The organism is Arthrobacter sp. TJ-270 (assembly GCF_058269075.1).
In genome coordinates, this window is the sequence record NZ_JBZCNB010000001.1 from 435,654 (window position 1) to 460,870 (window position 25,217).

Below are 25,217 nucleotides of genomic sequence, written 5' to 3' on the forward strand. Positions count from 1 at the left end.
CAGGACACCAGCGAAGCAGGAGCACCCGCATGGCGAACAGTGGCAAACCGGACGGACTTGATCCGGTAGACCGTCGAATCGTCCAGGAACTGCTGGCAGACGCGCGGATCACCAATGCGCAGCTTGCCGAGAAGGTCGGCGTTGCGCCCTCCACGGCGTTACTGCGGACACGCCAGCTCACCGAGCGCGGAGTCATCACCGGCTATCACGCCGAACTGAACCTTGCTTCGATCGGGCGTGCAGTGCAGGCGCTGATCTCCGTACAGCTGAAAGGCCACAACCGCGAGGAGATTGACAGGTTCACCTCACGGGTGCCCGCCCTGCCCGAAGTGGTGGCTACGTTCCATGTCTCCGGCGCGGTGGACTATCTCATCCACCTCGCGGTTGCGGACACCGAAGCGTTGAGGGACTGGGTCCTGGACTACCTCACCACGGACCCGGTTGTGGGGCATACGGAAACAACACTGGTCTTCAATCGTATGGAAGGCAATGCGGGACTGCTTCCCGGCTCCGACTAGGGCCAGAGTCCCGAATGGCGCAGGGCCGCTCCGTCGCGGAGCCGGTCCTCGTGGGCACTGTGGTTGATGATGGCGTGTTCCTGTGCGGCGAGCCGCTCGCCCGTGGTGACAAGCCAGCGGCCGACGACGATGAGCAGGGCGTCGAACCCGGAGGGTCGAACCGGTGGGCACAGGCTGGTGAGCGTGGTCATGGTGTGGGTTCTTATCGGGAAGCGGGCTCGGCGAACTGGCCCTGGATAATCGGGAAAGTATTCAAATGGATCTGCACCGCCTTGGCGTCCGGCGAATCGGCTCCGTCCGGACGGTACTTTTCGAAGAGGTCGCGTGCAAGGCGCATCAGCTCAGTGGACAGTTCAGCCAACTGATCTGCTGTGAGCCGCGCGTTGATGGTTGAAATGACTGAGGCATCGAGCCACTCCTCCGGCAGCACGAGCGCGCCGCGCTCCATGTAGTCCTCAAGGAGCGCCGCTCGGTTGTGGCTGAATTCCCGATTGACTATGGCGGCGACATCCCGTGTCCCGGGATCCTTTGCCATCTCACTGGAGTAGAGGTTGAGGGCGCCCGGCGGGCGCTCCCACCAGCGCTCGCGCGCTGATCCTCGGCCTTCTACTTCGCGAACCAGCTCGTGCCTGGCCAGCTGTCGCAGGTGGTAGCTGGTGGAACCGCTCGATTCCCCGAGCCGGGCGGCGAGCGCACTGGCAGTCTGCGGCCCGAACTGTGACAGCGCGTTGAGGAGCTGGATCCTGAGCGGATGCGTTAGCGCCTTCAGCGCGTTGAGATCGACGGTGCGATCGTTCGGCTTTGCTGACTCCATGCAGAAAGAATAGTCCTGCAAAGCTATCTTTGCAACGCTTTGTTTGCAAACTATTCTTTGCTATTTCTCAACGGCTCACTCGGACACTTCGCCAGAGGAAAAGGGCCATAACCACGCACGCCGTCGCAACCATCACGGCGAAGACCGTGACCGCTGCTGTGAGGCCGAGCGCATCTGCCGTCAGGCCCAAGCCGAGCACAGGAACAGCACTTCCCAGATAGGTGATCACATAGACGGTGCTGATGATCTGTGCATGCTGGGATCCTTCAACCTGCTGCGCCACCGCGCTGAAGACGGTGCGGAAGGCGACCCCCTGGCCTACCCCTGCGATGACCAGGGCCGCAATGAGGAGCGGGACACTGCCGACACTGCCCGCGGCCGGAATCAGCGCTACACCGCCTGCCATAACGAGCAGACCGGACACACCGGATACCGTTGGGCGTGCACTGTTCTGCGGGAACAGCTGGCTTGCCGCCGAAGCCGCCAGCACCAGTCCGGAAAACAGGCCCACGAGTGGTCGACTCAACTCGCCTGCCATACCTGTGAGGTACGTCGGCGCGAGGCTGAGCGAGAAACCGAATACGGCGAAACTGAGGAAGCCAACGATCGCCGCAGACCAGAACGCCCTGCGCGCAGTTCGGGACACCGCGGGACGGCGCGGCTTCAACGCGGACAGCGGCCGGACCGGTGGCGCCGGCTTGCTCGCCGGTCGGGCATCGAGCAGTACCAGCGGAATCAGGAGCAGCCCCAGGAACACGGCATAAAGGGCGAACGGGAGCCGGGTCGGTTCGGGCAGCAGTGACAGCAGCCCACCCACGATCGGTCCCGCCGCAACTCCCCCGGCCGAGGCCACAAGCGTGAAGCGTGATGCCCACTCCGGACGGAGAGGCAATAGGTCGCGCAACGCAGCAGAACTGGCTCCCGTAGCGCATGCTACTGCCGCACCCTGGAGGCAGCGGCCGAGCACCAACATCGGAAGCGATGTTGCACTGCCGAATACCAGAGCTCCGAGCACACCGGTCAGAACCGCGAGAACGAGCGCCGCGCGCCGCCCGATATGGTCCGACCAGTGGCCAACCAGGAGCAGCCCGGCAACGAGAGTGAAGACGTACGCAGCGAAGGCTGCCGTCGTATCGAAAGCACTCAGGCCAAGATCGGCGCGAATGAGCGGGTAGAGCGGAGTCGCAAGATTCGCCCCAACGAGCAGGGTGGCCATCACGACGACGGCGAGGCCCAGCCGGGTGCGGACGGAGGCATCCCAGCGGGGAGACTGCACGGGAGCAGGCCGCATACGCAATTCGCTGATGACGCTCATGCTCACCTTCCGGAGATACTTACCATTCTTACTATTCATAGTGAGGTCTGCGGGTTACTGTGGAAGTCCTATCGGGCCTGGCCTGATCATCGTGCTCAATATTCGAGGGACATCCCACTCCCCGATGGGCTGAACGAGGAGTTGTGCATGTTGGACCGAACAGACATTCGTCTCCTGCGCGAGCTTGTCCGCGACCCGCGCTCGCAGGTCAGGCAGCTCAGCGAGACGCTCGGCATGGCACGCAACACCGCCCAGGCGAGAATGCAGAGGCTGTTTCGGTCGGGTCTTCTCCGCCCGAGCGGACGGGAACTGGACCTCGCGCGCCTGGATTACGACGTCGTCGCGTTCGTCACGATCGAGGTCACGCACCGGGAACTGGACGGTGTCATCTCAGCGCTGCGCACGCTGGAGCAGGTACTCGAAGTCCATGAGATCTCGGGCAGGGGCGACGTCTGGTGCCGGGTAGCGGCGAAGGATACGCATCACCTGCAGTCGGCCCTCCGGTCGATCCTGCGCATCAAGGGCGTGATCCGGACGGAAACCGTGCTGGCACTGCACGAGCACATTCCCTACCGCGTTGAGCCCCTGCTTGACCGGTTGCTGGCGGAGAAGTCACAGGGCAAGCAGCAGTCCGAAGGATGACCTGGGAGGAAGGTCTCGAAACTCAGCCGTCCTGGCCAGCTCCCGGCGTCAGGAAGCTTTCGGCCACCAGCAGCCTGCTGCGTGCACCAGCCCGCCAGCCGTCGTCGGACTGGTTCTGTCCCGGGTTTCTCGCTCCCGCGATGAGCGTCAGCGCCACGCCTGCAGCCCGGGCGCGCAGCGCCGTCGGATCCACCCGTCCTGCGAATGCCTCTTGGTACCGCGCCACGGCCGCCGGAGTGTGGTGATAGCGGTCGTCCACCTCCGGCAGGACAGCAAGGTGGGCAAGAAAGCAGCCCAAATCGTCCACCATATGCCCCGGACCGACGCCGTCGAGATCGAGCACCCCAGTGACCTGGCCACCGGAAACCAGGAGGTTCCCCTCATAGAAGTCGCCGTGCGTCGCGACCACCGGTCCGGCAGGCGCCGTCCGGCTAAGTTCCTCAACCCGCGACGCGAGCGCTGCAATCCGCACCGATTCCGAGGGAAGCGCAGCGATGGCAGCCCTCGCGTAGTCGCGGACCCGTGCAGACCAGGGCAGTCTTGCCGGCAGCTCGCACGCCGCCTTCGGGAAACGGTCGAGCAGATCAATCAGAACCTGCGGTTCGAGCTCCCTTGCGCCATTCAGCATCAACCGCTGGGCAAGCGGTGTTCCCGACGCCGGCAGGGTTACGACGACGTCCCGATCCCGCGGCCCGGCCGGCCGCGGAACCGGGATCCCCGCTTCATGCAACAGCTCGTGCCGGCGGCGCAGGGGCCAGGCACGGCCGCGCGGCAATACCTTCACATAGCGGGTCTCCCCTGCCCCCTCCTTCCGCAGTACAGCCCGCCTCATCGGCCGATAACCGAGGGTTGTGAGCGTGGCGGTGCGAACTCCGAAGAGCTTCGGACCAACGGACCGGGCATCGCACGCCCATTCCAGCGCAGGCAGCAGTGGATCATGGGGATGGCTCCAGGCCAGAAAGGCTATCCCTCCCGGACCGCGCAATCGCATGGAGCGGGGAAATTCACCCTCCACGGTCCTCGTGCTGACACACAGGAACCCGGTTACTGGGCCGTTCGGCGCAAGGCACTGCACCTCGTAGATTCCCGTGACCCCTGCACCGGGGCGATGATGAAGGCTCCGCAGTGACCACTGACCCAGCCGACCGATGAGTTGATCCGCTGCCGCGGCGAGTGCCGGACCGATGGCGGGCCCTTCGAGCAGTGCGAGTTGGTCCGCCTCGGGCACTGCGTGCGTATAACTAGGCGCGGCGGCGCTGCAGGATGTCGTCCAGGTTCATCCGGGGCGCAGAAGCCGTCTCGACCGTCGGCGCGACGGCACTGTTCTTGATCGGCGTCTTCGTCTGGGGCTTGGGTGCCTCCGGCAGATCCAGAGGGGCCGGGTCTTCCCGCTCAGCTTTCGGAGCCTCAACATACGTAGGCTTGGGCACCTCCACAGGCTGCCAGGGCGTGCCGGTGACCGGCTTTTCCCCTGCTTCGGCAGCAACGGCAAGTGCCGCAGCCCGCAACTCAGCCGCGGTGAACTGGGGGGTGGCAACCGCGGCGTCCGCGTCGCGGTCCCTGTTATCTTCATCCGAGCTGCTGTCCTCGGCTTCCTCGGCGTTGAAGAGGGTGGTGGGACGGCGTACCACCGGAGCCTCCTGGGCCGACGGTGAGACGGTCTCCTCCGTTGAGGCAGGGACCCGCTGCGGCGTACCTGACCGGTCGCGCAGTGCGAGCGTGCTCAACACTGCGACGCTTGCAATGGCAAGCACAAGCGCGATCACCGGAACGATTGAAGAGACCAGCCCGACGACGGCAAGTACCGACGTAACCAGCGCCGTTGCCAGTGCAACTGCACCGACCAGCGCTATGGAGAGTCGGTCCCACCGGATCCTCAGTCCCTGCGCGGAGCCCAACACCCTCGTCGAGCCTCCACCTGCCTGCCCGGTGGTTGCTGGTCCGGAGGCGGACCGGGAATCGTCGGCGGCGGACATGGTCATGACGCTCCTTTGGAACACGGCGTCCCCGGATGAGATGGCTGGAAAGGCGATGTGCGCGGTGCCAGCGACGGGGAAAGGCTGTCGGCTCCGCAGCAGATACGGAGCAACCCAAATGAGCCACAGCCCGACGATAGCCGCCAGTACAACTGAGCTGTTCAGAGAGAAGTCCACTTACAAAACGTTAGAGCAGATGCGTCTTTGCTCCTTCATTCACTACGGTGTGTCCGACGCGAAATCGAGAAGTTTGACTAGAGCCGCGGCGCAGTCTCCTGCCACCGTCGAAGGAGGCCGCCGGGAACCTCGTCGATTGTAAGGGCAAAGGATCTATGGTCCGCCCACGAGCCCGCGATATGCAGGTAGTCCTTGCGGGTTCCCTCGTCCCGGAATCCCAACTTCCGGACGACCCGAAGGCTTGCCGCATTCTCCGGCCGGATGTTGATCTCCATGCGGTGCAGGCCGAGTTCCCAGAAGCAATAGTCCGTTGCGAGGGCGACCGCTGTGGGTGCGATCCCCCTGCCCGCACGCTCCTTGTCCACCCAATACCCAAGCGTCGCCGTCAGGGCGGAACCCCAGACAATCCCGGATACAGTGAGTTGGCCGACCATGGCCGGCCGGCCGCCGCCCTCGGGTCGCTCGGCGATCACGAACGGTAATGCGCTGGCGGAACGCACCTGGGCGTTCAGCGCACGCACCATCTCGTGGTACGTGGGCAGGTAACCGCCCGGGGCCGGGTTGGACGCCTCCCAGGGCGAGAGCCAGTCGAGGTTGCGGTGACGCAGTTCCATCCATTCGCGCTTGTCGCGATGTCGAAGCGGACGAAGGATGAGATTGCCGGTCTCGAGGGTGACCGGCCAGGCGAACCTACCCCACATGTCAGTAGTTAGCCGTCGAAGGAGCCGGTAAACTCCTGCAGCCACTTCCTGAGGTCAGGACCAAGGTCCTCGCGTTCGGAGGAGAGGGTGACCACGGCCTTCAGGTAGCTCAGCTTGTCCCCGGTGTCATAGCGCCGGCCGCGGAAAACGACACCGTACACGCCGGAACCCTCACCATCGGCTGCTGCCAGCGTCTGCAGGGCGTCCGTCAGCTGGATCTCGCCGCCGCGTCCTGGACCTGTCTCTTCCAGCACGTCGAAGACCCGGGGGTGCAGGACGTAACGCCCGATGACCGCCAGGTTCGACGGGGCTTCCTCAGCGGAGGGCTTTTCGACGAGCTTGTTGACGCGGACGTATTCCTCATCGTCGAGCGCGGAGATGTCAGCGCAGCCGTAGGCACTGATCTGATCCGGATCAACCTCGATCAGGGCGATCACTGACCCGCCGGTCTTCGCCTGGACATCGATCATGGTCTCAAGCAGAACGTCGCGCTCGTCGATCAGGTCATCGCCGAGCAGGACAGCGAACGGCTCAGAGCCGACGTGGAGCTTAGCGCGCAGCACTGCGTGCCCGAGCCCCTTGGGGTCCCCCTGGCGGAGGTAGTGGATGTCACCGAGCTCGGAGGCGCGGCGCACAGACTCCAGCTTCTCGAAATCACCCTTCGCTTCGAGCGTTTGCTCGATGAACGGCACCCGGTCGAAGTGGTCCTCGAGGGACCTCTTGTTGCGTCCGGTGATCATCAGAATGTCATTTATGCCGGCGCCGACGGCCTCTTCGACCACATACTGAATCGCCGGCCGGTCCACAACCGGAAGCATTTCCTTGGGCATCGCCTTGGTGGCCGGCAGGAACCTCGTCCCCAGGCCAGCTGCGGGAATGACGGCCTTGTTAACTCTTGGTCGCTCAGTCATGCCACAACACTACAGAATCGGCTGCTGTTCGATGAAAGTGCTACGCTCTCACGCCCTCACGCCCTGTACAGTGCCACCATGGATTCCCGCGTGCAATCGTCGATGCCCTCACCGAGCCCTTCGTCGGTCAAGGAAGACTTGCGCCGCACATTGCGGAACCGGCGTCGCGCCCTTTCGGAGCGTGACCGCAGGTCAGCCGCCGCTGCGCTGAGCGACCAGGTGCTCGCGTGGTTGCGGAGCGCCCCCGGGAGGAGGTCCGGGCCCATTGCGGCGTACCTCTCGGATCCGCCGGAGCCCGGCACCGAGGAATTGCTGCCGGCCCTGATCAGTGCGGGGTACGACGTCGTCGTACCGGTGTGTGAACCGCTGTACCAGCTGAGCTGGGTGCGCTGGGAGCCGGGCGTCGAGCTGGCGAAAAGCCCTCGTGCTCCCCTCTGGGAGCCGGTTGGCGAACGAAAGCAATTCACGGCACTGGTGCCGTTCCGCCTGGTGCTGGTGCCCGGGTTGGCCATGGATGCGCTGGGAAACAGGATAGGCCAGGGTGGCGGGTACTACGACCGGTTCCTCGCGCAGCTGGTTCTCGAACAGCCCGACGTGGACAGGCTCGGCTATCTGTATGACGAGGAGATCCTCCCCGCTGGGGATGTCGAAACCACGCCCCTCGACATGCCGCTGCACGGCGCCTTCACGCCGTCCCGCCTGCACCGTGCGCCCGGCGAACATTCCTCATAAGCGGCAGAAGCAGTGTAGAATTGGCACTCGGACTGGTCGAGTGCCAAAATCCGGGGAAACCCAGACAACGAGACCGCCCACGAACAGCGTTCCCACAGGAGGATTGTCCATGCCTACATATGCTTACGCTTGCAGGGACTGCGGCCACGCCTTCGATGTCCAGCAGTCATTCTCTGATGACTCGCTGACGGTCTGCCCCGAATGCGAGGGCCTACTGCGCAAGAAGTTCAACAGCGTGGGTGTCGTCTTCAAGGGATCCGGCTTCTACCGCACAGACTCCCGCTCTGCGTCGTCGTCCGTCGAGACCGGCAGCAGCTCTTCTGCGAAGCCCTCCTCCACCTCATCCGGTTCCGACGGCAAAGCGGCTTCGTCGTCAACTTCTTCCTCCGGGGGAACGACGACGGCGCCAGCGGCTGCCGCTTCGGCCTAACCGCCGCACCCACTCCGGAGAAACCTTCCGCCGCGGGTGGACCGGTAGTCCTGCACAACCGGTTCTCCCGGGGCGGTTTTTCCACATAGGACCAACTCCCACGGTGCCGCCGTAGCAGGGTTCATATCGTTGGATCCATGAGTGAGCCATCACGCACCCCGAGTCACCTGCAGAGCCGGTTCCAAGCCTTCATCTTCCGGAAGAGGCGCCTTCTGGCCGCTGGCCTCCTGTGCGCTGCAGCCGGGGTGACCGTGGAAGCGCTCCTCCCCCATGAGCCCGCCACCGTGCGGGTTGTCGCTGCATCTTCAGATCTGCCCGTGGGCACGGTCCTCACCGCGGATCAGCTCGCCATCGTCGATCTTCCCGAGGCAGCTGTGCCCGAGCACTCGTTCACGTCCCCCGAACTGGTTGCCGGCCAGCAGCTGGCAACTCCTGTCTATGCGGGCGATGTCCTGGCCCAGAACTTTTTTGTAGGGGCCGGCCTGTTAGCCGGAAGCCCAGAGGGCACAGTCGCGGTTCCGCTCCGCCCGGCTGATGCATCCACGGTGCAACTGCTCTCGGCAGGGCAGCGCGTGGATGTGGTGCTCAGCACCGGAAACGGATTTGAGGTTTCCGCGAAGAACACCGTGTTGGCCCGTGGACTACCGGTGCTGTGGACGTCCGAGCAACCAGGTGCCGGGCCGTTCACGCCCGCGTCAGGAGCGGAGGGCGGCCTGGTGGTCGTGGCGGCCAACCCGGACGAGGCGGCGGCACTGGCCGGCGCATCGAGCGCCGGCCAGGTTCACCTTGTACTCACGTCGGCGAGCAGCCAGGAGTGAACTGCTAGCTCCAGTGTGGAGGCTTCTGTTCCTTCAGCCACTCATCGTTGTCGCCGTCCTGGTCATTCCAGGACCGCGGATCATCCTCCGCCGCATGCTGTGGGATGACGTCCCCGTGCGGGGCCGTACTGGTGGTGGCCTCTGAACTCGGCTGGGCAACCGCCGAGGCCTCCGCTTCAGCCGGCTCGGCAGCCTCGCCGGATGTCCCTTCATCCGCTTGATCAGCGGGGCGGTCATCCGTCGGGTCTTCTTCATTCGCCCGGCTGTTCTCTGCTTCCGATCCCATCGTCTCCCCGTTTCCTGCAGGTGGCTCCTGTGCAGTCCGGCGCGGATTCGGCCGGTCAGTATGTTGAAGACCAAGATATCCCGATATGCGGTCGGCGCAGCCTTCAGGATCAGTGAAGACTTCAATGGTCCACAGCGGCATGTAACGCCAGCCCATCCGTTCAAGGAGCTGCGGGCGCAGCCTGCTCCGCTCCCTCACGGTCAGGCCGCGGTATCGATCGGATCCGTCGGACTCGATGGCTACAGGCGAGAGGAAGGGTGCACTGCCGTCCGCGCCGGAAGCGTGGCTGGAACTGAAGGCAGCAACGATGTCCAGCGCGCCGTCGTAATTGCTGTGGACGGTGGCACCGCGATGGCGCAGTCGTTCCACCAGGTCCGCAACCAGCGGGTCCTCGTTTTCGGACTCCACCACCGGGGCAACCCGGGTTTGCTCGGCGTCCCCGGAGAGCTCCCGGCGCAGCAGTTCGTAGAAGTCCAGCGCGCCGTGCCCCAACCGCTCGGGATCCAGGTCCTCGGGACGGAAGCACGTGAGAACATGCAGCCGGTACCGTGCACGAGTCATGGCGGCGACAAACTTGCCGCGGCCGTCCGGAGCAGACAGTGGACCGAAATTGTGCAGGGCCCGTCCGTGCGGGGTCCGCCCGAATCCCAGCGAGAAGATCACGGAGTCCCGGGTCAGCCCGGCGGCGCGGTCGATCGTGACTACCCGGAACGACTCGTTGCCAGGCTTGAAGAAGTCCGCAGCCCAGGGAGCATCAGCCATGGACAGACGGACGGCCTCGCCTACCCGCTGCGCGTGGCGGGCGCTTGCCGTGACGACAGCGAGTGAGTAGCTCGGCCGCTGCCGAATGTGTTCGAAGACCAGATCGACGACGCGCGTAACCTCAGCGGCGACACTCTCAACACCATCGTGATCCGAACTCGGCATGCCGGTTCCGTTGGGCAGGTACTCGACGGTGAGGGCGCGCTCCGTGCCGGTGATCTCTGATCCCGACGGCAGGCGTGTGAGTTCTTTCCCGTAGAAACGTTCACTGAGGAAGGTGATGAGCCCCTTGTCCGCTCCGCGGTAGACATCCCGCAGCGCCAGTGACGGCAGGACCGCCGCAAGCGCCCGATAGGCGCTCGGAAGGTGTTCCGGCGTGTTGCGGCGTTCGTCCTCGACCGACACGGTGAAGCTACGCGGTCCGCCGAGGCGGTCATCACCGAAGGCAATGACCTGGCGTGAACGCGCCAGCGCCGGAACCACCGACTGCAGGGAGATCGACTCCGCGTCAAGCACGATCACGGCATCGAACATTTTGTCCTCAGGGAGCACCAGAGACAGGACCAGCGGGCTCGCTGCCCACACCGGCATCAGCGCGGTGACCAGTTCATCGGCCTGGACACTGAGGGCGTCCAGGCCGGGCTCGCCCTCCCGCAGCAGGCCGCGCAGTTGCTCAGCTTCGGCCGGCATGGTCTCCAGCGCCGCCCGCCAACGCTCCGCGAGCGCCCACCGGATCCGGCTGGCACCGGAGGCGACATGTGCGTTGTCGGCGAGCCGGTACTCGGCCTCGAGGGTGCGGAGGCTCGCGCCGTCGGACATCGCGAGGTAGTCGTCCCCGCTGATCATCGCCTCGAGGGCGGACTGCCACCACGCCAGCTCAAGTTCTCCCCCGACCTGACGGGCACCCACCTCACGTGCTGCGAGGTCGTCCAGCAGTTCGCCGAGACCGTTCTCGCGCATTTCGTCGAGCAGCAGCGTGCGCTCGGGGAGCGTGGCAAGGCTCTGCTTGTCGCGTGCCAGGTCAGAGAGGCGGAGCACCAGCTCATCCAGCGGGATCGCGACGAGCTTGGGCTCGCCGGGAGTACCGGCCAGGATGGACGTGAGTTCCTTCAGTTTCGAGTCGATCGTGCGGTAGAAGCTGTTGATCTCTGCGAGCCCTGTGGGCACCGAGGGATGCCGCTCCGTGGTTGCATACCTGGTCCACAGGGTGCGCTGCTCCTGCACCTCGACGAGGGACTGATGAAGGTCGGAAATATGAACGCCGGGGCGGACGTACTCCTTCGCAACCCTGCGGAGGCGCGACCGGGTCATCGAACTCATCTCGATGGTGCGCTCCCGCCGCCACGATGAGGGCGCAGTTGCGGAAATAAGGTCGGTGACCGGCCGGTCGAAGATGTCCGGTGTGAACTTGTCGAGGCTGGCGCGCACAGCGACCAGCAGATCCAACTGCTCACCCCACTCTTCGAATGTGGTTCCGAGCTCGATGTGTGAGTGCTCGGCTACCGCTCGAACCTTCTCGCGCAGCAAGGGAATGTCCCGGGAAAGGTCCACCGTAAGGCTGTGAGCGTGTTCGGTTTCCTTGCGGTTGCGCAGGTTGGCACCGAACCAGGGGCTCTGTGTCGCTTCCCTGCTGAAGCCGCCGAGTTCAGCTGCACGACGGAGCCGCGTGGTCAGTTCCGTCCTGTTCGGGATGCTGTCCATGACGCTGCGCTTGAGCCGTACGGTAGTGGCCGGAGCAGGGTCCAGGGACGTCAGCTCGGCGAGGGACTGCATCGCCTGATACGGCGAGCATCCCCAGCGCGACCGCACGTTGTGCAGCGAGCGGACATGATCGAGCAGCTTGTGGCGGTGCGAAACGAGCGTCTCGTGCAGCGACGCCAGCTTGGGCTCCACGGCTTTCTCGTTGCGGACAATCGCACGAACCAGCTGGTCCTTCAACTGCGCAGGGTTGCCGTTGGCATTCAACTGCAGCACGAGGGAGCCGAGGTTCAGCGCATCGAGTTCCTGCACGAACTGGTTCAGGGTCCCGCGGCGCTCGGCCACCACGAGGACACTCTTGCCCTGCTCTGCAAGCGCCGCTGCGGCATTCAGCGCCGTCTGGGTCTGGCCGGTTCCTGGAGGAGCGGACACCACGACGGAGCCACCGGCGGCGACGGCGTCGAGAACCCTCTGCTGCCCGGGGTCGGCGTCGAGGATCAGGAACTCGGTGGACGGGTGCCTGTCATCAAGGGGCGTATCCCGCGACGGCGCCTTCGCATCCGAGGGAGCATCGATGCCCTCGCGCGCTGCATCCATCAGAGCGGACAGCAGCGGGTGCTCCGGGCGCACCGCAGTGTCAACGCCGACGTCGGCAAGGTCCGCGAAGGTCGAGACGAGAATGTGGTGTTCGATGGTCATGCCGCGAACGTTGTCGGTGAGCGCGCGGAGACGGTCGAGCACTGGATGCGGATCGAAGCGGGCGGTGCTGTAGGCGAGCTGCGCAACGGCGTCGGGATCGAAATCGATGCCGTGGTCCTTGTGCAGCGTGCGCACGAGCGCCGGGTTGAGGCGCGCATGCTCCGTGAGCTGGAGCTCGTAATCGTCCTGCGAACTGTGCACCGTCAGTGAAACTGACGTCAGCAGGACCGGCGCCGTCAGCGAGTCGGTGCGGCCGCCGTCGTCCATGGAGCGCCAGGACGCGGTACCCGCAGCAAGGTAGCCGACGTCGATCCCGCGTTCGGTGGCGAGTTCGTAGACCTTCGCGCGGAGAAGGCGTGCGGCCTTCATGGCGGCGGCGTACTGGTCGGGATCCCGCAGCAGCGTGGACAGGCGGGTCCGACGGCCGGCCAGAAGCTGCGCGAGACCCGACGGGTGCGCATGCGTGAGATCGATGCTGTTGGAACGCGAAGGCGTGAAGTGCAGCAGAGTATCGGTTCCCGCGTGCGGTCCCAGTCTGCGCAGCCACGGAATCAGGAAATCTTCTGCGGAGTCCCCGGCTTCCTGCACTGGCACGGTTGTCCTCTTCCCTGCGGCCTCACGGCCTGATCTTGACCAGATAGGCATGTCTTCCAAGCTATCCGACGCTGCCTCCTACAAGCTGCAAGCAACGCGGACCGTCATCAATTTACCTGCTGATCGAGCGGCCTCGACCGACGCTGAGCGCCGGTGGAGGGGTCACTCCCACTCGATGGTGCCCGGCGGCTTGCTTGTAACGTCAAGCACCACGCGGTTGACGCCGTCGACCTCGTTGGTGATCCGGTTGGAGATTCGGGCGAGGAGATCATACGGAAGCCGCGACCAGTCCGCGGTCATGGCGTCTTCGCTGGATACCGGGCGGAGCACGATCGGGTGCCCGTAGGTGCGCCCGTCGCCCTGGACGCCGACGCTTCGCACATCGGCCAGCAGGACCACCGGCATCTGCCACACCTCGTTATCGAGGCCCGCAGCCGTGAGCTCTGCCCGCGCAATTGCGTCTGCCTTGCGGAGCAGCTCGAGGCGCTCCTGGTTGACGGAACCGACAATGCGGATACCGAGACCCGGGCCCGGGAATGGCTGGCGTCCGACGATCTCTGCCGGCAAACCGAGTTGGGCACCGACGGCTCGCACCTCATCCTTGAACAGCGTGCGCAGGGGCTCCACAAGCTCAAACTGCAGGTCTTCCGGAAGGCCGCCGACGTTGTGGTGGCTCTTGATATTGGCTGCACCCTCGCCACCGCCGGATTCGACGACGTCCGGGTAGAGCGTGCCCTGCACGAGGAAGCGGATCTTCTCTCCGTGGGCTTCGGCCTCAGCGATGATGGCGCGCTCGGCCTCCTCGAATGCGCGAATGAACTCGCGACCGATAATCTTGCGCTTGGTCTCCGGGTCCTCGACACCCTCAAGGGCTTCGAGGAACCGCTTCTGCTCATTCGCGACGTACAGGTTGACCCCGGTGGCGGCAACGAAGTCCCGCTCCACCTGTTCTGCTTCGCCCTCGCGGAGCAGGCCGTGGTCAACGAAGACGCAGGTGAGCTGGTCACCGACCGCCCGCTGGACGAGAGCCGCTGCGACGGCGGAGTCCACACCACCGGAAAGCCCGCAGATTACCCGGGCGTCCCCCACCTGCTGGCGGATTCGCTCGACCTGTTCCTCGACGATGTCGCCGGTAGTCCAGTTCGGGTTCAGGCGCGCACCCTTGAACAGGAAGTTTTCCAGGACCTGCTGGCCGTGCGCCGAGTGCTTGACCTCGGGGTGCCACTGCACGCCGTAGAGCTGCTTGCCTTCGTTGGCGAACGCTGCGACCGGAGCACCCGCGGTGCTGGCCAGGACTTCAAAACCGTCCGGTGCCGCCTGCACTGAATCGCCGTGGCTCATCCAGGCATTCTGGTGGTCAGGGGTTCCCTCAAGAATCGACCGCGCACCGTTGGAAACAACGACATCGGTGGAACCGTATTCGCGCAGACCGGTCTTCGCGACTGTGCCGCCGAGCGCGGATGCCATCGCCTGGAAGCCGTAGCAGATACCGAGGACCGGGACACCGGCGTCGAACAGTTGGGGGTCCACCCGCGGGGCATCATCGGCATACACGCTGGACGGGCCGCCCGAGAGGATGATGGCCACAGGATTGCGAGCCAGCAGCTCGTCGGTGCTGATCGTGTGCGGAACAATCTCGGAGTAAACATCCGCTTCCCGAACGCGGCGGGCAATCAGCTGGGCGTACTGGGCGCCGTAATCGACGACGAGTACAGGCTGGTGTTCAGTGGCAGAAGCGGGGGTAGTCACGCATCAACAATAGTGGTAGTAGGGGTAACGCTGCACATTGTGCAGTCAGTACCTCGTCTTGGCTTCCGGGTGGGCGGCCAGTTCCTCTTCCACACGCCGGTGAACGCGCTTCTCAACGATGAATGAAAGCAGCGGGACAACACCGCCGAGTGCGATGATCACAAACTGGGAGAACGGCCACCGCATGAACTGCCAGAGCCGGAAATCGGCGATGAGGTACACCACGTACAGCCAGCCGTGGACGATGAGAACGGCCGTGGACAGGTTGAAACCGCCCGCGCCGTCGACCTGGGATTCCTCGACGAGGCCGAGCGCTCCGGCGGATCCGCCGGCGATGATCTCCGCGCCGAAGCCGTACTTCGCAACCATCTCCACCACTACGAGCAGCAGCATCACGCCGGTTGCATAGGCCAGCACCTTGTAGAAGCTGAGCGCCGATCGGATCTGGGCGTGTGTTCCGCCGAAGCGGCGTTTGCGGGCAGGGTTCTTGGCGGGTGCGCGTTCGGTCACGTTCTTACCTCGTCGGTGGTCGGTTCGTTCGAGCTGTCTTCACTGTGTTCGTCGTGTTCAATCTGTTCGTCTTCAAGCATGCGGCGGTGGTCGTCAGCAACGAGCCGCCACCACAGGAAGAAAGCGAAGCCGGCGAAGACGAACCATTCCACGGCATAGAAGATATTGAGCCAGTTCACCGGCGTTTCCTGCGGCTGCGGGTCAATACGCACCGCTTCCAGGGGCGCCTCAGGCGGGACGGTGCTGCCGTCCCGCACAGTCTCGAAGGACACGACGAACCCGGAGTACACCGCCGGGATATCCCAGACGTTGATGAGTTGGGCAACGGATAGCGTGGGGACCTGCCCGGGAACCGGCCGCTCAACTTCCGGAGCTTCGGTGGGGAGAAGCCGGCCCTCGACCACCGCCGTGCCTACGCGCTCAGGAACTTCGGAGGCGGACCCAGTGTCGGGAACCCAGCCATGAACCACTGGGATAACCGCCGCGGGCTCGCCTGATCCAGCAACCTCGAAAGCCGAAACCAGCCACAGGCCGTCACGGTCCTCCTGCAGCCGGGTCTCCACCAGGACCCGGGTGTCCGGCAGGAAGCGACCCTCCATGCGCACCATTTGGTCGGCAACCCCCGCAGTCATGGGGATGCCCGGCTGGAACACCTCAGTGAGGGGCTGAACCTGCTCGGTGGTACTTGGAGGCGGTGGAGCGGCATCCTGCGAGCGCGAAAACTGCCACTGACTCAAGAGGACGAAAAACGCGGCGATAGCCATCGCGAGGATCAGGGCTAGGATCCATCGCGGCTTGAGCGCGGTTTTCAACACTTCTTAACGGTACTTGGTGCTGGTTGACCGGAGCGAATTTCTTTCCGTCGGAGGAGATCGAGATCACACAAAACAGTGGTTGGGATTTATCTATCACTTCGGAGGATTTAGGACTACGATTGTGTCTCGTGCGCTCGTACCCCTACCCCGATCCAGGTCCGCCCGACCTTCGGTCGCCGTCCCGCTATCTGTTGTGGCTGGCCGCCAGGCAGAAGGGCACTCTGGCTGCCGCCGCCGTACTGGAAACGCTCCTCATGGTGGCGCAGGCGGTTGTCCCCTTCGCACTGGGGCGTGCGGTCGACGAGGGAATCATCGGGCGCAGCTGGGATGCGCTGCTTTGGTGGGTCGGCATCCTGCTGGTCCTCACGGTCAGCCAGGCCTTCACCGGCATGCTTGCGCACCGCGCGGCCATCAGCAACTGGATGCAGGCAGCCTTCAAGTCTATCCGTCTCGTGGGTTACAAGATCACTCGCACAGGTGACGCGCTGCCCCAGAAACTCTCCACCGGCGAGGTCGTGTCAACGGCCGCGTCGGACGCGACCCGACTCGGCGAGATCTTCTATATAGCTGCCCGGCTCGCAGGTGCGCTGGTTTCCTGGCTCGTCGTGTGTGCGCTCATTGCGCTGAGTTCGGTCACACTGGCAATCCTTGTGCTGATTGGCGTCCCCGTATGCTGCGCCCTCCTCCTGTTCGTGGTGCGTCCACTGCAGGCACGCCAGCGCGAACAGCGTGAAGCCTCGGGGAAGATGACCGCTGTCGGTGCCGACACTGTTGCCGGCCTGCGCGTGCTGCGCGGGATCGGCGGCGAGCACATCTTCGTCGACCGGTACCGTGAACGGTCAGCGGAAACGCGCGACGCCGGAATCAAGGTTGCGCGCTCCCTTGCAACTCTGGAGGCCTCGCAGGTTTTCATCGCGGGGGCCTTCAGTGTGGTGTTCAGCTGGGTGGGTGCAACGCTGGTGCTGAGCGGTGAGATTGAACCCGGCCAGCTGGTCGCCCTGTTCGGCTACTCCGTGTTCCTCATGACTCCCATCCGGAGCGCCGCGGATGGCGTCTCACACTCGATCCGGGCGCTCGTTGGTGCCCGCAAGATCATCAATGTGCTGTCCGTTGACGCGAACATCACCGACAACGCCACCACCGCTGCACCCTCGGCGCCCGCTCTCCTCGTCGACACCTCGAGTGGTGTGGCACTGATGCCGGGCGGTCTCACCGCCCTGGTTTCAGCAGATCCTGCTTCTTCGGCCGACCTCGCCACCCGCCTCGGACGGTTCGACGACGCCGTGCTGAGGGAGGCTGTGGTCAGGTGGGGCCCGGCCGCACTGCACGAGGTTCCCCTTGCGGAGGTCCGACGCCGGATTGTGGTGAGCGAGGCCAACCCGCAGCTGTTCACAGGCACCCTGCGCAGCCAGCTCGATCCGCACGGGCGGCACAGCGACACGGAGATCCTTGCTGCACTCGAAGCCGCGAGCGCCCTGGACATCCTGGACGGTCTTGAGGCCGGCCTCGATTCCGAAGTCACTGAGCGGGGACGCGGCTTTTCCGGCGGACAGCGCCAGCGCCTGGTGCTTGCGCGGGCGCTGCTGGCCGACGCCGAGACGCTCGTGCTCATCGAACCGACCAGCGCTGTCGACGCGCATACGGAGTCCCGGATTGCCAAGGGGCTGGGAGGCGTGCGGCGTAGCGAAGGCAGAACCACCGTCGTCGTAACTGCCAGCCCTTTGATGCTCGGTGCCATGGACCGTGTGGTGTTCCTTGAAGACGGCCGTCTCCGAGCGGAAGGAACACACCAGGAACTGATGTCGGCCGTCCCTGCCTACCGGAATGTGGTGATACGCAGTGAGTGATACGCAAGTGATTGAGCAGGCAACGGACCCCGGCGTAGCTGCGTCCGGCAAGTTGCCGGTCGCTGACGCGCGCGCCGTGAAGGCGGAGTCGTTCCGGCTGATCCGGCAGCACCGGAGCGGGCTTACCGTGGTGGTGCTGCTCTACGTCGGCTCAGCTGCCGCGGGGCTCGCGGGTCCGTTCATCCTCGGCAAAGTTCTCGATGCGGTCATCGCGGGCACCACCTCGGGCTTCATCGCTGGGATGTCGCTGCTGATGCTGGGGTTCCTCCTGGTGCAGGCCCTCCTGCGCAAGTTCGCCGTCCGGGCCGGCATGGTCTTCGGCGAGACGGTGTTTGCGGAGCTGCGTGAAGACTTCATGGCTCAGGTCACCTCGCTGCCGCTGTCCACGGTGGAGAAGGCGGGCACGGGTGATCTGGTCTCGCGGACGACGAACGACGTCGACTCCGTGTCCCACACCGTCCGGTTCGGTGTTCCGCAGGTGGTGGTGTCGGTGGTGACCATCATCATCACGCTTGCTGCCGCGATCCTCACCTCTCCGGTGCTCTCGCTTGCCCTTCTGGTGGGCGTTCCGCTGCTCTACCCGGCCACGCGCTGGTACCTCAAGCGCAGCTCAACAGGGTACAAAACGGAACGGGAAAGCTACGCGGTGGTGAACGGGTCAATCACCGAAACCATCGAGGGTGCCCGGACCGTTGACGCACTCGGACTGGGTGCACTGCGCCGGGCCAGGATGGACGAATCATTAGCGGGCAGCTTTGCTGCAGAGCGGTACACCCTGTGGCTGCGGTCGGTGCTCTTTCCGGCGGCGGACACCGCCTTCTGGCTCCCTGTCGCCGGGGTGCTGCTGTGGGGCGGGTTCCTGGCTTCCACGGATGCGGTGACTCCGGGCGCCGTCGCGACGGTGGCACTGTTCGCCGTCCGTCTGATCGATCCGGTGGACCTGCTCATCATGTGGACGGACGAGATCCAGGTGGGTGCGGCGTCTCTGGCGCGGATCATCGGAATCAAGAACGTTCCGGGTGACCGCACCGCAACGAAGGAGCAGCCCGAATCCGACGACATCACCGTCTCCGGTGCCCGGTACGCCTATCGCCCCGGCCACGATGTGCTGCACGGCGTGGACCTTCAGCTGCGCCGGGGAGAACGTCTGGCGATGGTCGGCCCGTCCGGTGCGGGGAAGTCGACGCTCGGGCGGCTCATTGCGGGCATCCACCCGCCCACCGGCGGTTCCGTCACGGTGGGCGGTGTGCCTCTCGTGGACCGGCCACTGGATGCCCTGCGCCGCGAGGTTGCCCTGGTGACCCAGGAGCACCACGTGTTCGTGGGCTCCCTCGCGGACAACATCCGGCTTGGGAAGGCTGACGCAACAGAGGCACAAATCGAACAGGCACTGAACGACGTCGGAGCCCTGGCCTGGGCGCGCGCGTTGCCGGAGGGTCTGGACACGGAGGTTGGGTCGGGTGCATATGAGTTGACCCCTGCCCACGCACAGGAGGTCGCCCTCGCGCGGCTGGTGCTGGCCGATCCGCACACGCTGGTGCTCGACGAGGCGACATCGCTGATCGATCCTCAGGCGGCTCGGGACCTCGAACGGTCCCTGAGCGCCGTGCTTGAGGGCCGCACGGTGGTGGCGATCGCTCACCGCCTCCATACAGCGCACGACGCCGACCGCGTGGCAGTGGTGGAGAACGGCAACATCACCGAGCTGGGCTCGCACGATGAACTGCTTGCGCTCGGCGGCTCGTATGCGTCGCTGTGGCGGTCCTGGCGGACGGAGTAGGTTCGCAGGCCCGTCGCTAGTGGTCGAAGAACACCAGCGACGAGTTGATGAGCTCGCTGATCACTTCGGCGTCGTGCGCCCTGCGGAGCGATTCGCGGAAGTTCTCCTTGAACAGGGAACGCGCCAGCGTGGCGAGCACCTCGAGGTGCTCCGAAAAGGACCCCGCCGGAGTCGCAATCAACAGCACCAGGGTTGCCGGCCCGTCCAGCGCGCCGAAATCCAGGCTGTGCCCGAACCGCGTGACGCCCACGGCGATGGAGGTCTGCTCCACGTACTCGCTCCGGGCGTGGGGCAAACCCACGCCGCCGGGCAGGCCGGTGGCCATCTGGTGCTCACGGGAATTGACCTGCGCGAGGAAGGCCTCGAGGTCTGTGATCCGCCCGCATTCGTGCAGGCGGGCAGCCAACTGGGCAGCGGCGTCGGCCTTGTCCTCAGCCACCATGTCGAGGATCACCATCTGCGGTGTGGTCAGTTCGGCATCATGCAGGTCGAGGGGGGTCACAACCGGCCTCTCACGGAAATTTTGGGAACTGGCGTAAGGACGAGTGCTCCGGACGCCAGTGCCTGACCGGCGCCGCGATGCGGGTACTAGCTTAGCGGGACGATGTCTTCGACTCCCATGCGCGCGCTGTCCGCCGACACGTCGTCGGGCTGTTGCTGGCTGAGTCTCTCGGCTTCCACCCGCGCGAGGTAGTGCTTAACCTCACGGTCAACCTGGGCTTCGCTCCACTCAAGGTGCGGAGCCATCAGGTCCGCCACCACGGGAGCCGCTGACACACCGCGGTCCCAGGACTCGATCGAGATGCGGGTGCGGCGGGTCAGTACGTCATCGACATGGCGGGCGTCCTCATGGGTGGCCGCGAAGACAACCTCGGCACCCAGGTAGTCGTCAGCGCCGGGAAGCGGTTCGGCGAGCTCGGGATTTTCCCGGATAAGCCCAAGCACAAGTTCCGCCTGGGTCCCGTACCGCTGGAGCAGATGTTCAACGCGGGCCACATGGACCCCGTACTCCTCGGCCATGCGTGCACGCTTGTTCCATGCCGCCTTGTAGCCCTCGGCGCCGAGCAGGGGAACGGTCTCGGTGCAGCTTTCGGGTACCCGCTCATCGAGGGCGCGCGAGGCTTCATCCACGGCGTCCTTTGCCATGACCCGGTACGTAGTCCACTTGCCTCCGGCGACGACGACCAGGCCGGGGACAGGGTGCGCCACGACGTGCTCACGCGAAAGTTTGGCCGTGGAGTCATTCTCCCCGGCGAGCAGCGGACGCAGGCCGGCATAGACACCTTCCACGTCTTCGCGTGTCAGGGGCCGCTTCAGGACGCGGTTGACGTGTTCAAGGATGTAGTCGATGTCCGACGACGACGCCGCAGGGTGGGCCTTGTCCAGGTCCCAGTCGGTGTCCGTGGTGCCGATGATCCAGTGCCTGCCCCAGGGAATGACGAACAAAACGGATTTCTCGGTGCGCAGGATGAGCCCCACGGTGGACTGGAAACGGTCCCTGGGCACCACCAGGTGGATACCCTTCGAGGCTCGGACCTTCAACTGTCCGCGCTCTGTGACCATGGCCTGGGTTTCGTCTGTCCAGACACCGGTTGCATTGACGATCTGCTTGGCGCGAATGTTGAATTCCTCGCCGGTCTCATGGTCCTTGACCCGGGCGCCGACCACGCGTTCGCCTTCCCGCAGGAAGTCTTCGACGGAGACGCGGTTTGCAGCCTTGGCGCCGTAGGAGGCGGCGGAGCGCACCATGTTGACGACGTAGCGCGCGTCGTCGACCTGGGCGTCGTAGTAGCGGATGGAGCCCACCATGGCGTCATCCTTCAGGCTCGGGGCAGCCCGGAGGGTTCCCCTGCGTGAAAGGTGCTTGTGCATGGGGACCCCGCGCGAGTTGCCGGAGGTCATGCCCATGGTGTCGTAGAGGAAGATTCCAGCGCCGACATACGGGCGCTCGATGAAGCGCTTGGTCAGCGGGTACAGGAACGGTACGGGGCGGACCAGGTGCGGTGCGATCCGCTGGATCAGCAACCCTCGCTCCTTGAGCGCTTCCTGGACCAGAGCGAAGTCGAGCATCTCAAGGTAGCGCAGACCGCCGTGGATCAGCTTTGATGACCGCGATGATGTGCCCGCGGCCCAGTCCCGTGCCTCGACGATTCCGACATCAAGACCCCTCGTCACCGCGTCCAGAGCGGAACCAACGCCGACGACACCGCCGCCCACGATCAGGATGTCCAGTTCCTTGCCGGGTTCGGTAGTGGACTTCAGGGCAGCAAGTGATTCTTCGCGCTGCTGGGGGCTGAGGGCGCCTTTGTTCATGGCCGTTATCCACCTTCGTTGTCGCGAATCGGTCCCTCAACCTTAGGCAATCAGCCGTTGGAAAGGTAGGGCGACAGCACTACCTCCACCCGCTGGAACTCCTTCAGATCCGAGTAACCGGTGGTTGCCATGGCGCGGCGCAGCGCACCGATCATGTTCGAGGCGCCATTGGTGTGATGTGACGGCCCCCAGAGCACTTCCTCAAGCGGCCCCACCGTACCGACATTCACCCGGTCGCCGCGGGGAAGCTCACTGTGGTGCGCTTCCTGCCCCCAATGCCAGCCCTTGCCGGGGGCTTCCTCGGCGCGGGCCAGCGCGGAGCCCAGCATGACGGCGTCGGCTCCGACCGCAATGGCCTTCACGATGTCCCCGCTTGCGCCCATTCCGCCGTCCGCGATGACGTGGACGTAGCGGCCGCCCGATTCGTCCAGGTAATCCCGGCGGGCGGCGGCAACATCCGAGATGGCCGAGGCCATCGGCGCATGGATCCCGAGGGCGCGGCGGGTGGTCGTCGTCGCTCCCCCGCCAAAGCCGACCAGGACGCCGGCCGCACCGGTGCGCATGAGGTGCAGCGCCGGTGTGTAACCGGCGGCGCCGCCGACGATCACCGGGACGTCGAGCTCATAGATGAACTGCTTGAGGTTGAGGGGTTCCTCGTTTTTGGACACGTGTTCCGCGGAGACAGTGGTGCCGCGGATGATGAAGATGTCGACGCCGGCGGCCAGGACTGTCTTGTAGAACTCCTGCGTGCGCTGCGGGGTCAGCGAACCGGCAACCGTGACGCCGGCGTCGCGCATTTCAGCCAGCCGGCTGGTAATCAGTTCAGCCTGGATCGGGGCCTCGTAGAGCTCCTGCATCCGACGCGTGGCCGCGGGGCTGAAGTCCTCCGTGGAGAGGCCGGCAATCTCTTCGAGGACGGGCGTGGGGTCCTCATAGCGGGTCCAGAGTCCCTCGAGGTTGAGCACGCCGAGGCCACCCAGCTTGCCCATCGCGATTGCGGTGGAAGGCGACATGGCCGAGTCCATGGGGGCTGCGATGACCGGCATCTCAAACTGGTATGCGTCAATCTGCCACTGGACCGAGACGTCCAGTGGGTCGCGGGTGCGGCGGGACGGGACCACCGCAATGTCATCGAGGGAGTATGCCCTGCGTCCGCGCTTGCCTCGGCCGATCTCAATCTCATAAGTCACTGGTCTAGGTTATCCCAGCTCGAATCGCGGTCCTGCTTCGACGAAAGCCAGGACGGGATCAGCTCACCGTCCCCGTCCTGTCCTCACCCACCAGCTGGCTTTCGAACATCCTGAAGTAGCGTCCGCGCAGTGCCACCAGTTCTGTGTGGGTGCCGGACTCGACGACGCGGCCGTCCTCGAGCATGTAGACGACGTCGGCTTTCTCGATGGTCGCCAATCGATGGCTCACCGCGATGATGGTGTGCTCGCGGTCGGCAAACAGACGTCCGAAGATTCGGTGTTCGGCGAGCGCATCTATTGCCGAGGTGGGTTCATCCATCACGATGAATGTTGCGTCCCGGTAGAAGTTCCGTGCCATCGCCAGGCGCTGCCACTGCCCACCCGAGAGTCCGCTGCCCTTGCGCCCGCGCGGGTCTTCCATCCAGTTGCTGACGTGGTTCTCGAAGCGGCCCGGCAGTCTTTTGATGAAGTCTTCGGCTTCGGCGTCGTGGGCTGCGCGCACGATGCGTTCGTCATCCCGCAGCTCGGAGACGTCGCCAAAATAGATGTTGTTGGCTGCGGTCGCAAATTCGTACTTGAGGAAGTCCTGCGACATGACTGCCAGGTGCCGGTGCCAGGAGGAGATCTCAATGTTGGCAAGGTTCTCACCGTCCAGCAGAACGCGCCCGGCGCTCGGCTGATAGAGGCCGGCGAAAATCCGGATGAGCGTCGATTTACCGGCACCGTTCTCCCCGACGATGGCGACGTGCTGTCCGCTGCGGATATCCATCGAGATTCCCTTGAGCACCTCGATGTCGCTTCCGGTGTAGGTGAACCGGATGTCTTCAAGGCGCACGGACGACGGCGCCCGCTGCAACCGCCGTTGGCCTTCGACGGCGACGGGATACCCCATGAACTCCTCGTAGTCCTTCAGGTTCGCCAGGTCCTCGTCGATGGAACTGAGCGAGGTGACGAGACTGGTTGCCGTTCCCAGTGCGCGGCTGACGATCTGCTGCACGTAGAGAAACTGGCCGACAGGCTGGGCGCGGACGATGATCTGGCCGACCACCCAGATCAGTGCGATCACCTCGGCTCCGTACTGGAGCGAGTCAGCGAGCAGCTGCCTGGGGATGTATTTGCGCTGGAATTCGAGACGGCGTTTCTCATCGGCATCGCGGAGCCGGGACCGCAGGTCCATCAGATAACCCACAATGCCGTAGAGCCGCATTTCAGCGATGTGCTGCGGGCGCATGAGATTCGTTTCGATCATCCGCCGCTGCCGCCGCGAGTCGACTTGGGTGTTCCAGTGGGCCATCTGTTCACGAGAGAGGCGGAACTGCAGATACACGCTGGGAACGATGGCCACCAGCACGATCAACGCGATCCACCAGCTGACCAGTACCAGTGCGCCGATGGCGAGCACCACCGAGACAAGCTGCGTGAAGATTGCCGCAATGCGGTCCAGCACCCGCGAGTAGGAGTCGGAGAACCTGCGGGCGCGGTCGTAGAGATCGACGGTTTCCTTGTCGTCATACCGCCAGAACTCAAGCGCGAGGAACCGCTCATACATCAGGTCACCTACGATCGCCCCGACGCGGAAGCTCAGCACCTGCTGGATATAGCGGTCGACGCCGTTGAACCCGCCCCACAGCAGGCCAAGGACCGCGGTGATCACCACATACACGATGGCCTGCCCACCGGCATCAGGGTCACCGGCGTACGCCTCGGCAAGCGCCGTCGTCGTAAGCGCAGCGAAGTAGGTGGTGACCAGCGGCAGGACGGCAGCTATGAGCGAGCCGACCACTTTCATAGCGACGCCGCCCGGCGACGCCTTGATGCTGACCTTCAGCACCTGCCCCACCGCACGGGCGTACGGCCGCAGAGCAGGCCGCGGACGAGCCGGCCGCGGTGGGCGCAGGGACTCGTCGCTCATCTGCTCTGTCCGGCTATTCGGCTTGCTA

At 64.8% G+C, this 25,217-nt stretch carries 22 protein-coding genes; 7 read left to right on the top strand and 15 right to left on the bottom strand.

The window, feature by feature from the left end:
- The first annotated feature begins 29 nt into the window (after window positions 1–29).
- A complete protein-coding gene (locus AC4D2M_RS02030) occupies window positions 30–518 on the top strand; it encodes an Lrp/AsnC family transcriptional regulator (RefSeq protein WP_490889545.1) in 489 nt (162 codons plus the stop codon).
- On the opposite strand, the gene AC4D2M_RS02035 is transcribed toward AC4D2M_RS02030, so the two are convergent.
- The 3 genes from AC4D2M_RS02035 to AC4D2M_RS02045 form a co-directional block, all read right to left on the bottom strand.
- Window positions 515–709 (bottom strand): hypothetical protein, encoded by a 195-nt coding sequence (locus AC4D2M_RS02035; protein ID WP_490889547.1) that lies wholly within the window; start codon window positions 707–709, stop codon window positions 515–517. The two genes, AC4D2M_RS02030 and AC4D2M_RS02035, sit on opposite strands and share 4 nt — an antisense overlap.
- Window positions 710–720: 11 nt before the next feature.
- The gene (locus AC4D2M_RS02040) at window positions 721–1,332 is read right to left on the bottom strand and encodes a helix-turn-helix domain-containing protein (protein WP_490889549.1); all 612 of its coding nucleotides are present in this window, start codon (window positions 1,330–1,332) and stop codon (window positions 721–723) included.
- 67 nt (window positions 1,333–1,399) lie between these two features.
- Window positions 1,400–2,647 carry an MFS transporter gene (locus AC4D2M_RS02045; RefSeq protein ID WP_490889551.1) on the bottom strand — a complete coding sequence of 416 codons (1,248 nt, stop codon included), beginning with the start codon at window positions 2,645–2,647 and terminating at the stop codon, window positions 1,400–1,402.
- Window positions 2,648–2,794: 147 nt separating this feature from the next.
- Between AC4D2M_RS02045 and AC4D2M_RS02050 the strand changes: the two genes are divergently transcribed.
- Entirely contained in the window at window positions 2,795–3,289 is a 495-nt protein-coding gene (locus tag AC4D2M_RS02050) for an Lrp/AsnC family transcriptional regulator (protein WP_490889553.1), read from the top strand.
- Between the two features lie 22 nt (window positions 3,290–3,311).
- Here AC4D2M_RS02050 and AC4D2M_RS02055 read toward each other — a convergent pair whose 3' ends face one another.
- The 4 genes from AC4D2M_RS02055 to galU form a co-directional block, all read right to left on the bottom strand.
- Complete coding sequence (locus tag AC4D2M_RS02055; RefSeq protein WP_490889555.1) at window positions 3,312–4,517, bottom strand: aminoglycoside phosphotransferase family protein; 1,206 nt, start codon at window positions 4,515–4,517, stop codon at window positions 3,312–3,314.
- Between the two features lie 13 nt (window positions 4,518–4,530).
- Window positions 4,531–5,442, bottom strand: a complete 912-nt coding sequence (locus AC4D2M_RS02060) for a hypothetical protein (RefSeq protein ID WP_490889556.1) — start codon at window positions 5,440–5,442, stop codon at window positions 4,531–4,533.
- 77 nt (window positions 5,443–5,519) lie between these two features.
- Window positions 5,520–6,143 (bottom strand): GNAT family N-acetyltransferase, encoded by a 624-nt coding sequence (locus tag AC4D2M_RS02065; protein ID WP_490890406.1) that lies wholly within the window; start codon window positions 6,141–6,143, stop codon window positions 5,520–5,522.
- 8 nt (window positions 6,144–6,151) lie between these two features.
- Window positions 6,152–7,054 carry a UTP--glucose-1-phosphate uridylyltransferase GalU gene (gene galU, locus AC4D2M_RS02070; protein WP_490889557.1) on the bottom strand — a complete coding sequence of 301 codons (903 nt, stop codon included), beginning with the start codon at window positions 7,052–7,054 and terminating at the stop codon, window positions 6,152–6,154.
- Between the two features lie 78 nt (window positions 7,055–7,132).
- Here galU and AC4D2M_RS02075 point away from each other — a divergent pair, with 78 nt between their 5' ends.
- The 3 genes from AC4D2M_RS02075 (at window position 7,133) to cpaB (ending at window position 9,034) form a co-directional block, all read left to right on the top strand.
- A complete protein-coding gene (locus AC4D2M_RS02075; protein ID WP_490889559.1) occupies window positions 7,133–7,786 on the top strand; it encodes a 5-formyltetrahydrofolate cyclo-ligase in 654 nt (217 codons plus the stop codon).
- Window positions 7,787–7,895: 109 nt separating this feature from the next.
- On the top strand, window positions 7,896–8,216 hold the full coding sequence (locus AC4D2M_RS02080; RefSeq protein ID WP_490889560.1) for an FmdB family zinc ribbon protein: 321 nt from the start codon (window positions 7,896–7,898) through the stop codon (window positions 8,214–8,216).
- A 137-nt stretch (window positions 8,217–8,353) separates the two neighbouring features.
- Window positions 8,354–9,034 (top strand): Flp pilus assembly protein CpaB, encoded by a 681-nt coding sequence (gene cpaB, locus AC4D2M_RS02085; RefSeq protein WP_490889562.1) that lies wholly within the window; start codon window positions 8,354–8,356, stop codon window positions 9,032–9,034.
- Window positions 9,035–9,038: 4 nt separating this feature from the next.
- Here the strand turns inward: cpaB and AC4D2M_RS02090 are convergent, their stop codons facing one another.
- The 4 genes from AC4D2M_RS02090 to AC4D2M_RS02105 form a co-directional block, all read right to left on the bottom strand.
- Entirely contained in the window at window positions 9,039–13,124 is a 4,086-nt protein-coding gene (locus AC4D2M_RS02090; protein ID WP_490889564.1) for a DUF4011 domain-containing protein, read from the bottom strand.
- A 111-nt stretch (window positions 13,125–13,235) separates the two neighbouring features.
- Window positions 13,236–14,822 (bottom strand): glutamine-hydrolyzing GMP synthase, encoded by a 1,587-nt coding sequence (gene guaA / locus AC4D2M_RS02095; protein WP_490889566.1) that lies wholly within the window; start codon window positions 14,820–14,822, stop codon window positions 13,236–13,238.
- A gap of 45 nt (window positions 14,823–14,867) precedes the next feature.
- On the bottom strand, window positions 14,868–15,332 hold the full coding sequence (locus AC4D2M_RS02100) for a DUF3817 domain-containing protein (protein ID WP_490889568.1): 465 nt from the start codon (window positions 15,330–15,332) through the stop codon (window positions 14,868–14,870).
- On the bottom strand, window positions 15,329–16,147 hold the full coding sequence (locus tag AC4D2M_RS02105; RefSeq protein ID WP_490889570.1) for an SURF1 family protein: 819 nt from the start codon (window positions 16,145–16,147) through the stop codon (window positions 15,329–15,331). The genes AC4D2M_RS02100 and AC4D2M_RS02105 overlap by 4 nt, the downstream gene beginning before the upstream one ends.
- Window positions 16,148–16,275: 128 nt before the next feature.
- Between AC4D2M_RS02105 and AC4D2M_RS02110 the strand changes: the two genes are divergently transcribed.
- Both AC4D2M_RS02110 and AC4D2M_RS02115 read left to right on the top strand, forming a co-directional pair.
- A complete protein-coding gene (locus tag AC4D2M_RS02110; protein ID WP_490889572.1) occupies window positions 16,276–17,994 on the top strand; it encodes an ABC transporter transmembrane domain-containing protein in 1,719 nt (572 codons plus the stop codon).
- A complete protein-coding gene (locus AC4D2M_RS02115; RefSeq protein WP_490889573.1) occupies window positions 17,987–19,774 on the top strand; it encodes an ABC transporter ATP-binding protein in 1,788 nt (595 codons plus the stop codon). The genes AC4D2M_RS02110 and AC4D2M_RS02115 overlap by 8 nt, the downstream gene beginning before the upstream one ends.
- Before the next feature lie 16 nt (window positions 19,775–19,790).
- Here AC4D2M_RS02115 and AC4D2M_RS02120 read toward each other — a convergent pair whose 3' ends face one another.
- The 4 genes from AC4D2M_RS02120 to AC4D2M_RS02135 all read right to left on the bottom strand — a co-directional run bounded on the left by AC4D2M_RS02120 (window position 19,791) and on the right by AC4D2M_RS02135 (window position 25,189).
- Window positions 19,791–20,276, bottom strand: coding sequence for a PTS sugar transporter subunit IIA (locus AC4D2M_RS02120; RefSeq protein WP_490889575.1), 486 nt, complete (start codon window positions 20,274–20,276; stop codon window positions 19,791–19,793).
- Window positions 20,277–20,362: 86 nt separating this feature from the next.
- Window positions 20,363–22,087 carry a glycerol-3-phosphate dehydrogenase/oxidase gene (locus tag AC4D2M_RS02125; RefSeq protein WP_490889577.1) on the bottom strand — a complete coding sequence of 575 codons (1,725 nt, stop codon included), beginning with the start codon at window positions 22,085–22,087 and terminating at the stop codon, window positions 20,363–20,365.
- A gap of 50 nt (window positions 22,088–22,137) precedes the next feature.
- Window positions 22,138–23,277 carry a GuaB3 family IMP dehydrogenase-related protein gene (locus AC4D2M_RS02130; RefSeq protein WP_490889579.1) on the bottom strand — a complete coding sequence of 380 codons (1,140 nt, stop codon included), beginning with the start codon at window positions 23,275–23,277 and terminating at the stop codon, window positions 22,138–22,140.
- A gap of 58 nt (window positions 23,278–23,335) precedes the next feature.
- Window positions 23,336–25,189: an ABC transporter ATP-binding protein gene (locus tag AC4D2M_RS02135; RefSeq protein WP_490889581.1), complete on the bottom strand. Its 1,854-nt coding sequence runs from the start codon at window positions 25,187–25,189 to the stop codon at window positions 23,336–23,338.
- Window positions 25,190–25,217 lie beyond the last annotated feature (28 nt).

Excerpts from the sequence above, each read along its gene's own strand:
- AC4D2M_RS02030 (WP_490889545.1), top strand. The coding sequence starts at position 30 with ATGGCGAACAGTGGCAAACCGGACGGACTTGATCCGGTAGACCGTCGA.
- AC4D2M_RS02035 (WP_490889547.1), bottom strand. The coding sequence starts at position 709 with ATGACCACGCTCACCAGCCTGTGCCCACCGGTTCGACCCTCCGGGTTC.
- AC4D2M_RS02040 (WP_490889549.1), bottom strand. The coding sequence starts at position 1,332 with ATGGAGTCAGCAAAGCCGAACGATCGCACCGTCGATCTCAACGCGCTG.
- AC4D2M_RS02045 (WP_490889551.1), bottom strand. The coding sequence starts at position 2,647 with ATGAGCGTCATCAGCGAATTGCGTATGCGGCCTGCTCCCGTGCAGTCT.
- AC4D2M_RS02050 (WP_490889553.1), top strand. The coding sequence starts at position 2,795 with ATGTTGGACCGAACAGACATTCGTCTCCTGCGCGAGCTTGTCCGCGAC.
- AC4D2M_RS02065 (WP_490890406.1), bottom strand. The coding sequence starts at position 6,143 with ATGTGGGGTAGGTTCGCCTGGCCGGTCACCCTCGAGACCGGCAATCTC.
- galU (WP_490889557.1), bottom strand. The coding sequence starts at position 7,054 with ATGACTGAGCGACCAAGAGTTAACAAGGCCGTCATTCCCGCAGCTGGC.
- AC4D2M_RS02075 (WP_490889559.1), top strand. The coding sequence starts at position 7,133 with ATGGATTCCCGCGTGCAATCGTCGATGCCCTCACCGAGCCCTTCGTCG.
- AC4D2M_RS02080 (WP_490889560.1), top strand. The coding sequence starts at position 7,896 with ATGCCTACATATGCTTACGCTTGCAGGGACTGCGGCCACGCCTTCGAT.
- cpaB (WP_490889562.1), top strand. The coding sequence starts at position 8,354 with ATGAGTGAGCCATCACGCACCCCGAGTCACCTGCAGAGCCGGTTCCAA.
- AC4D2M_RS02090 (WP_490889564.1), bottom strand. The coding sequence starts at position 13,124 with ATGCCTATCTGGTCAAGATCAGGCCGTGAGGCCGCAGGGAAGAGGACA.
- AC4D2M_RS02125 (WP_490889577.1), bottom strand. The coding sequence starts at position 22,087 with ATGAACAAAGGCGCCCTCAGCCCCCAGCAGCGCGAAGAATCACTTGCT.
- AC4D2M_RS02135 (WP_490889581.1), bottom strand. The coding sequence starts at position 25,189 with ATGAGCGACGAGTCCCTGCGCCCACCGCGGCCGGCTCGTCCGCGGCCT.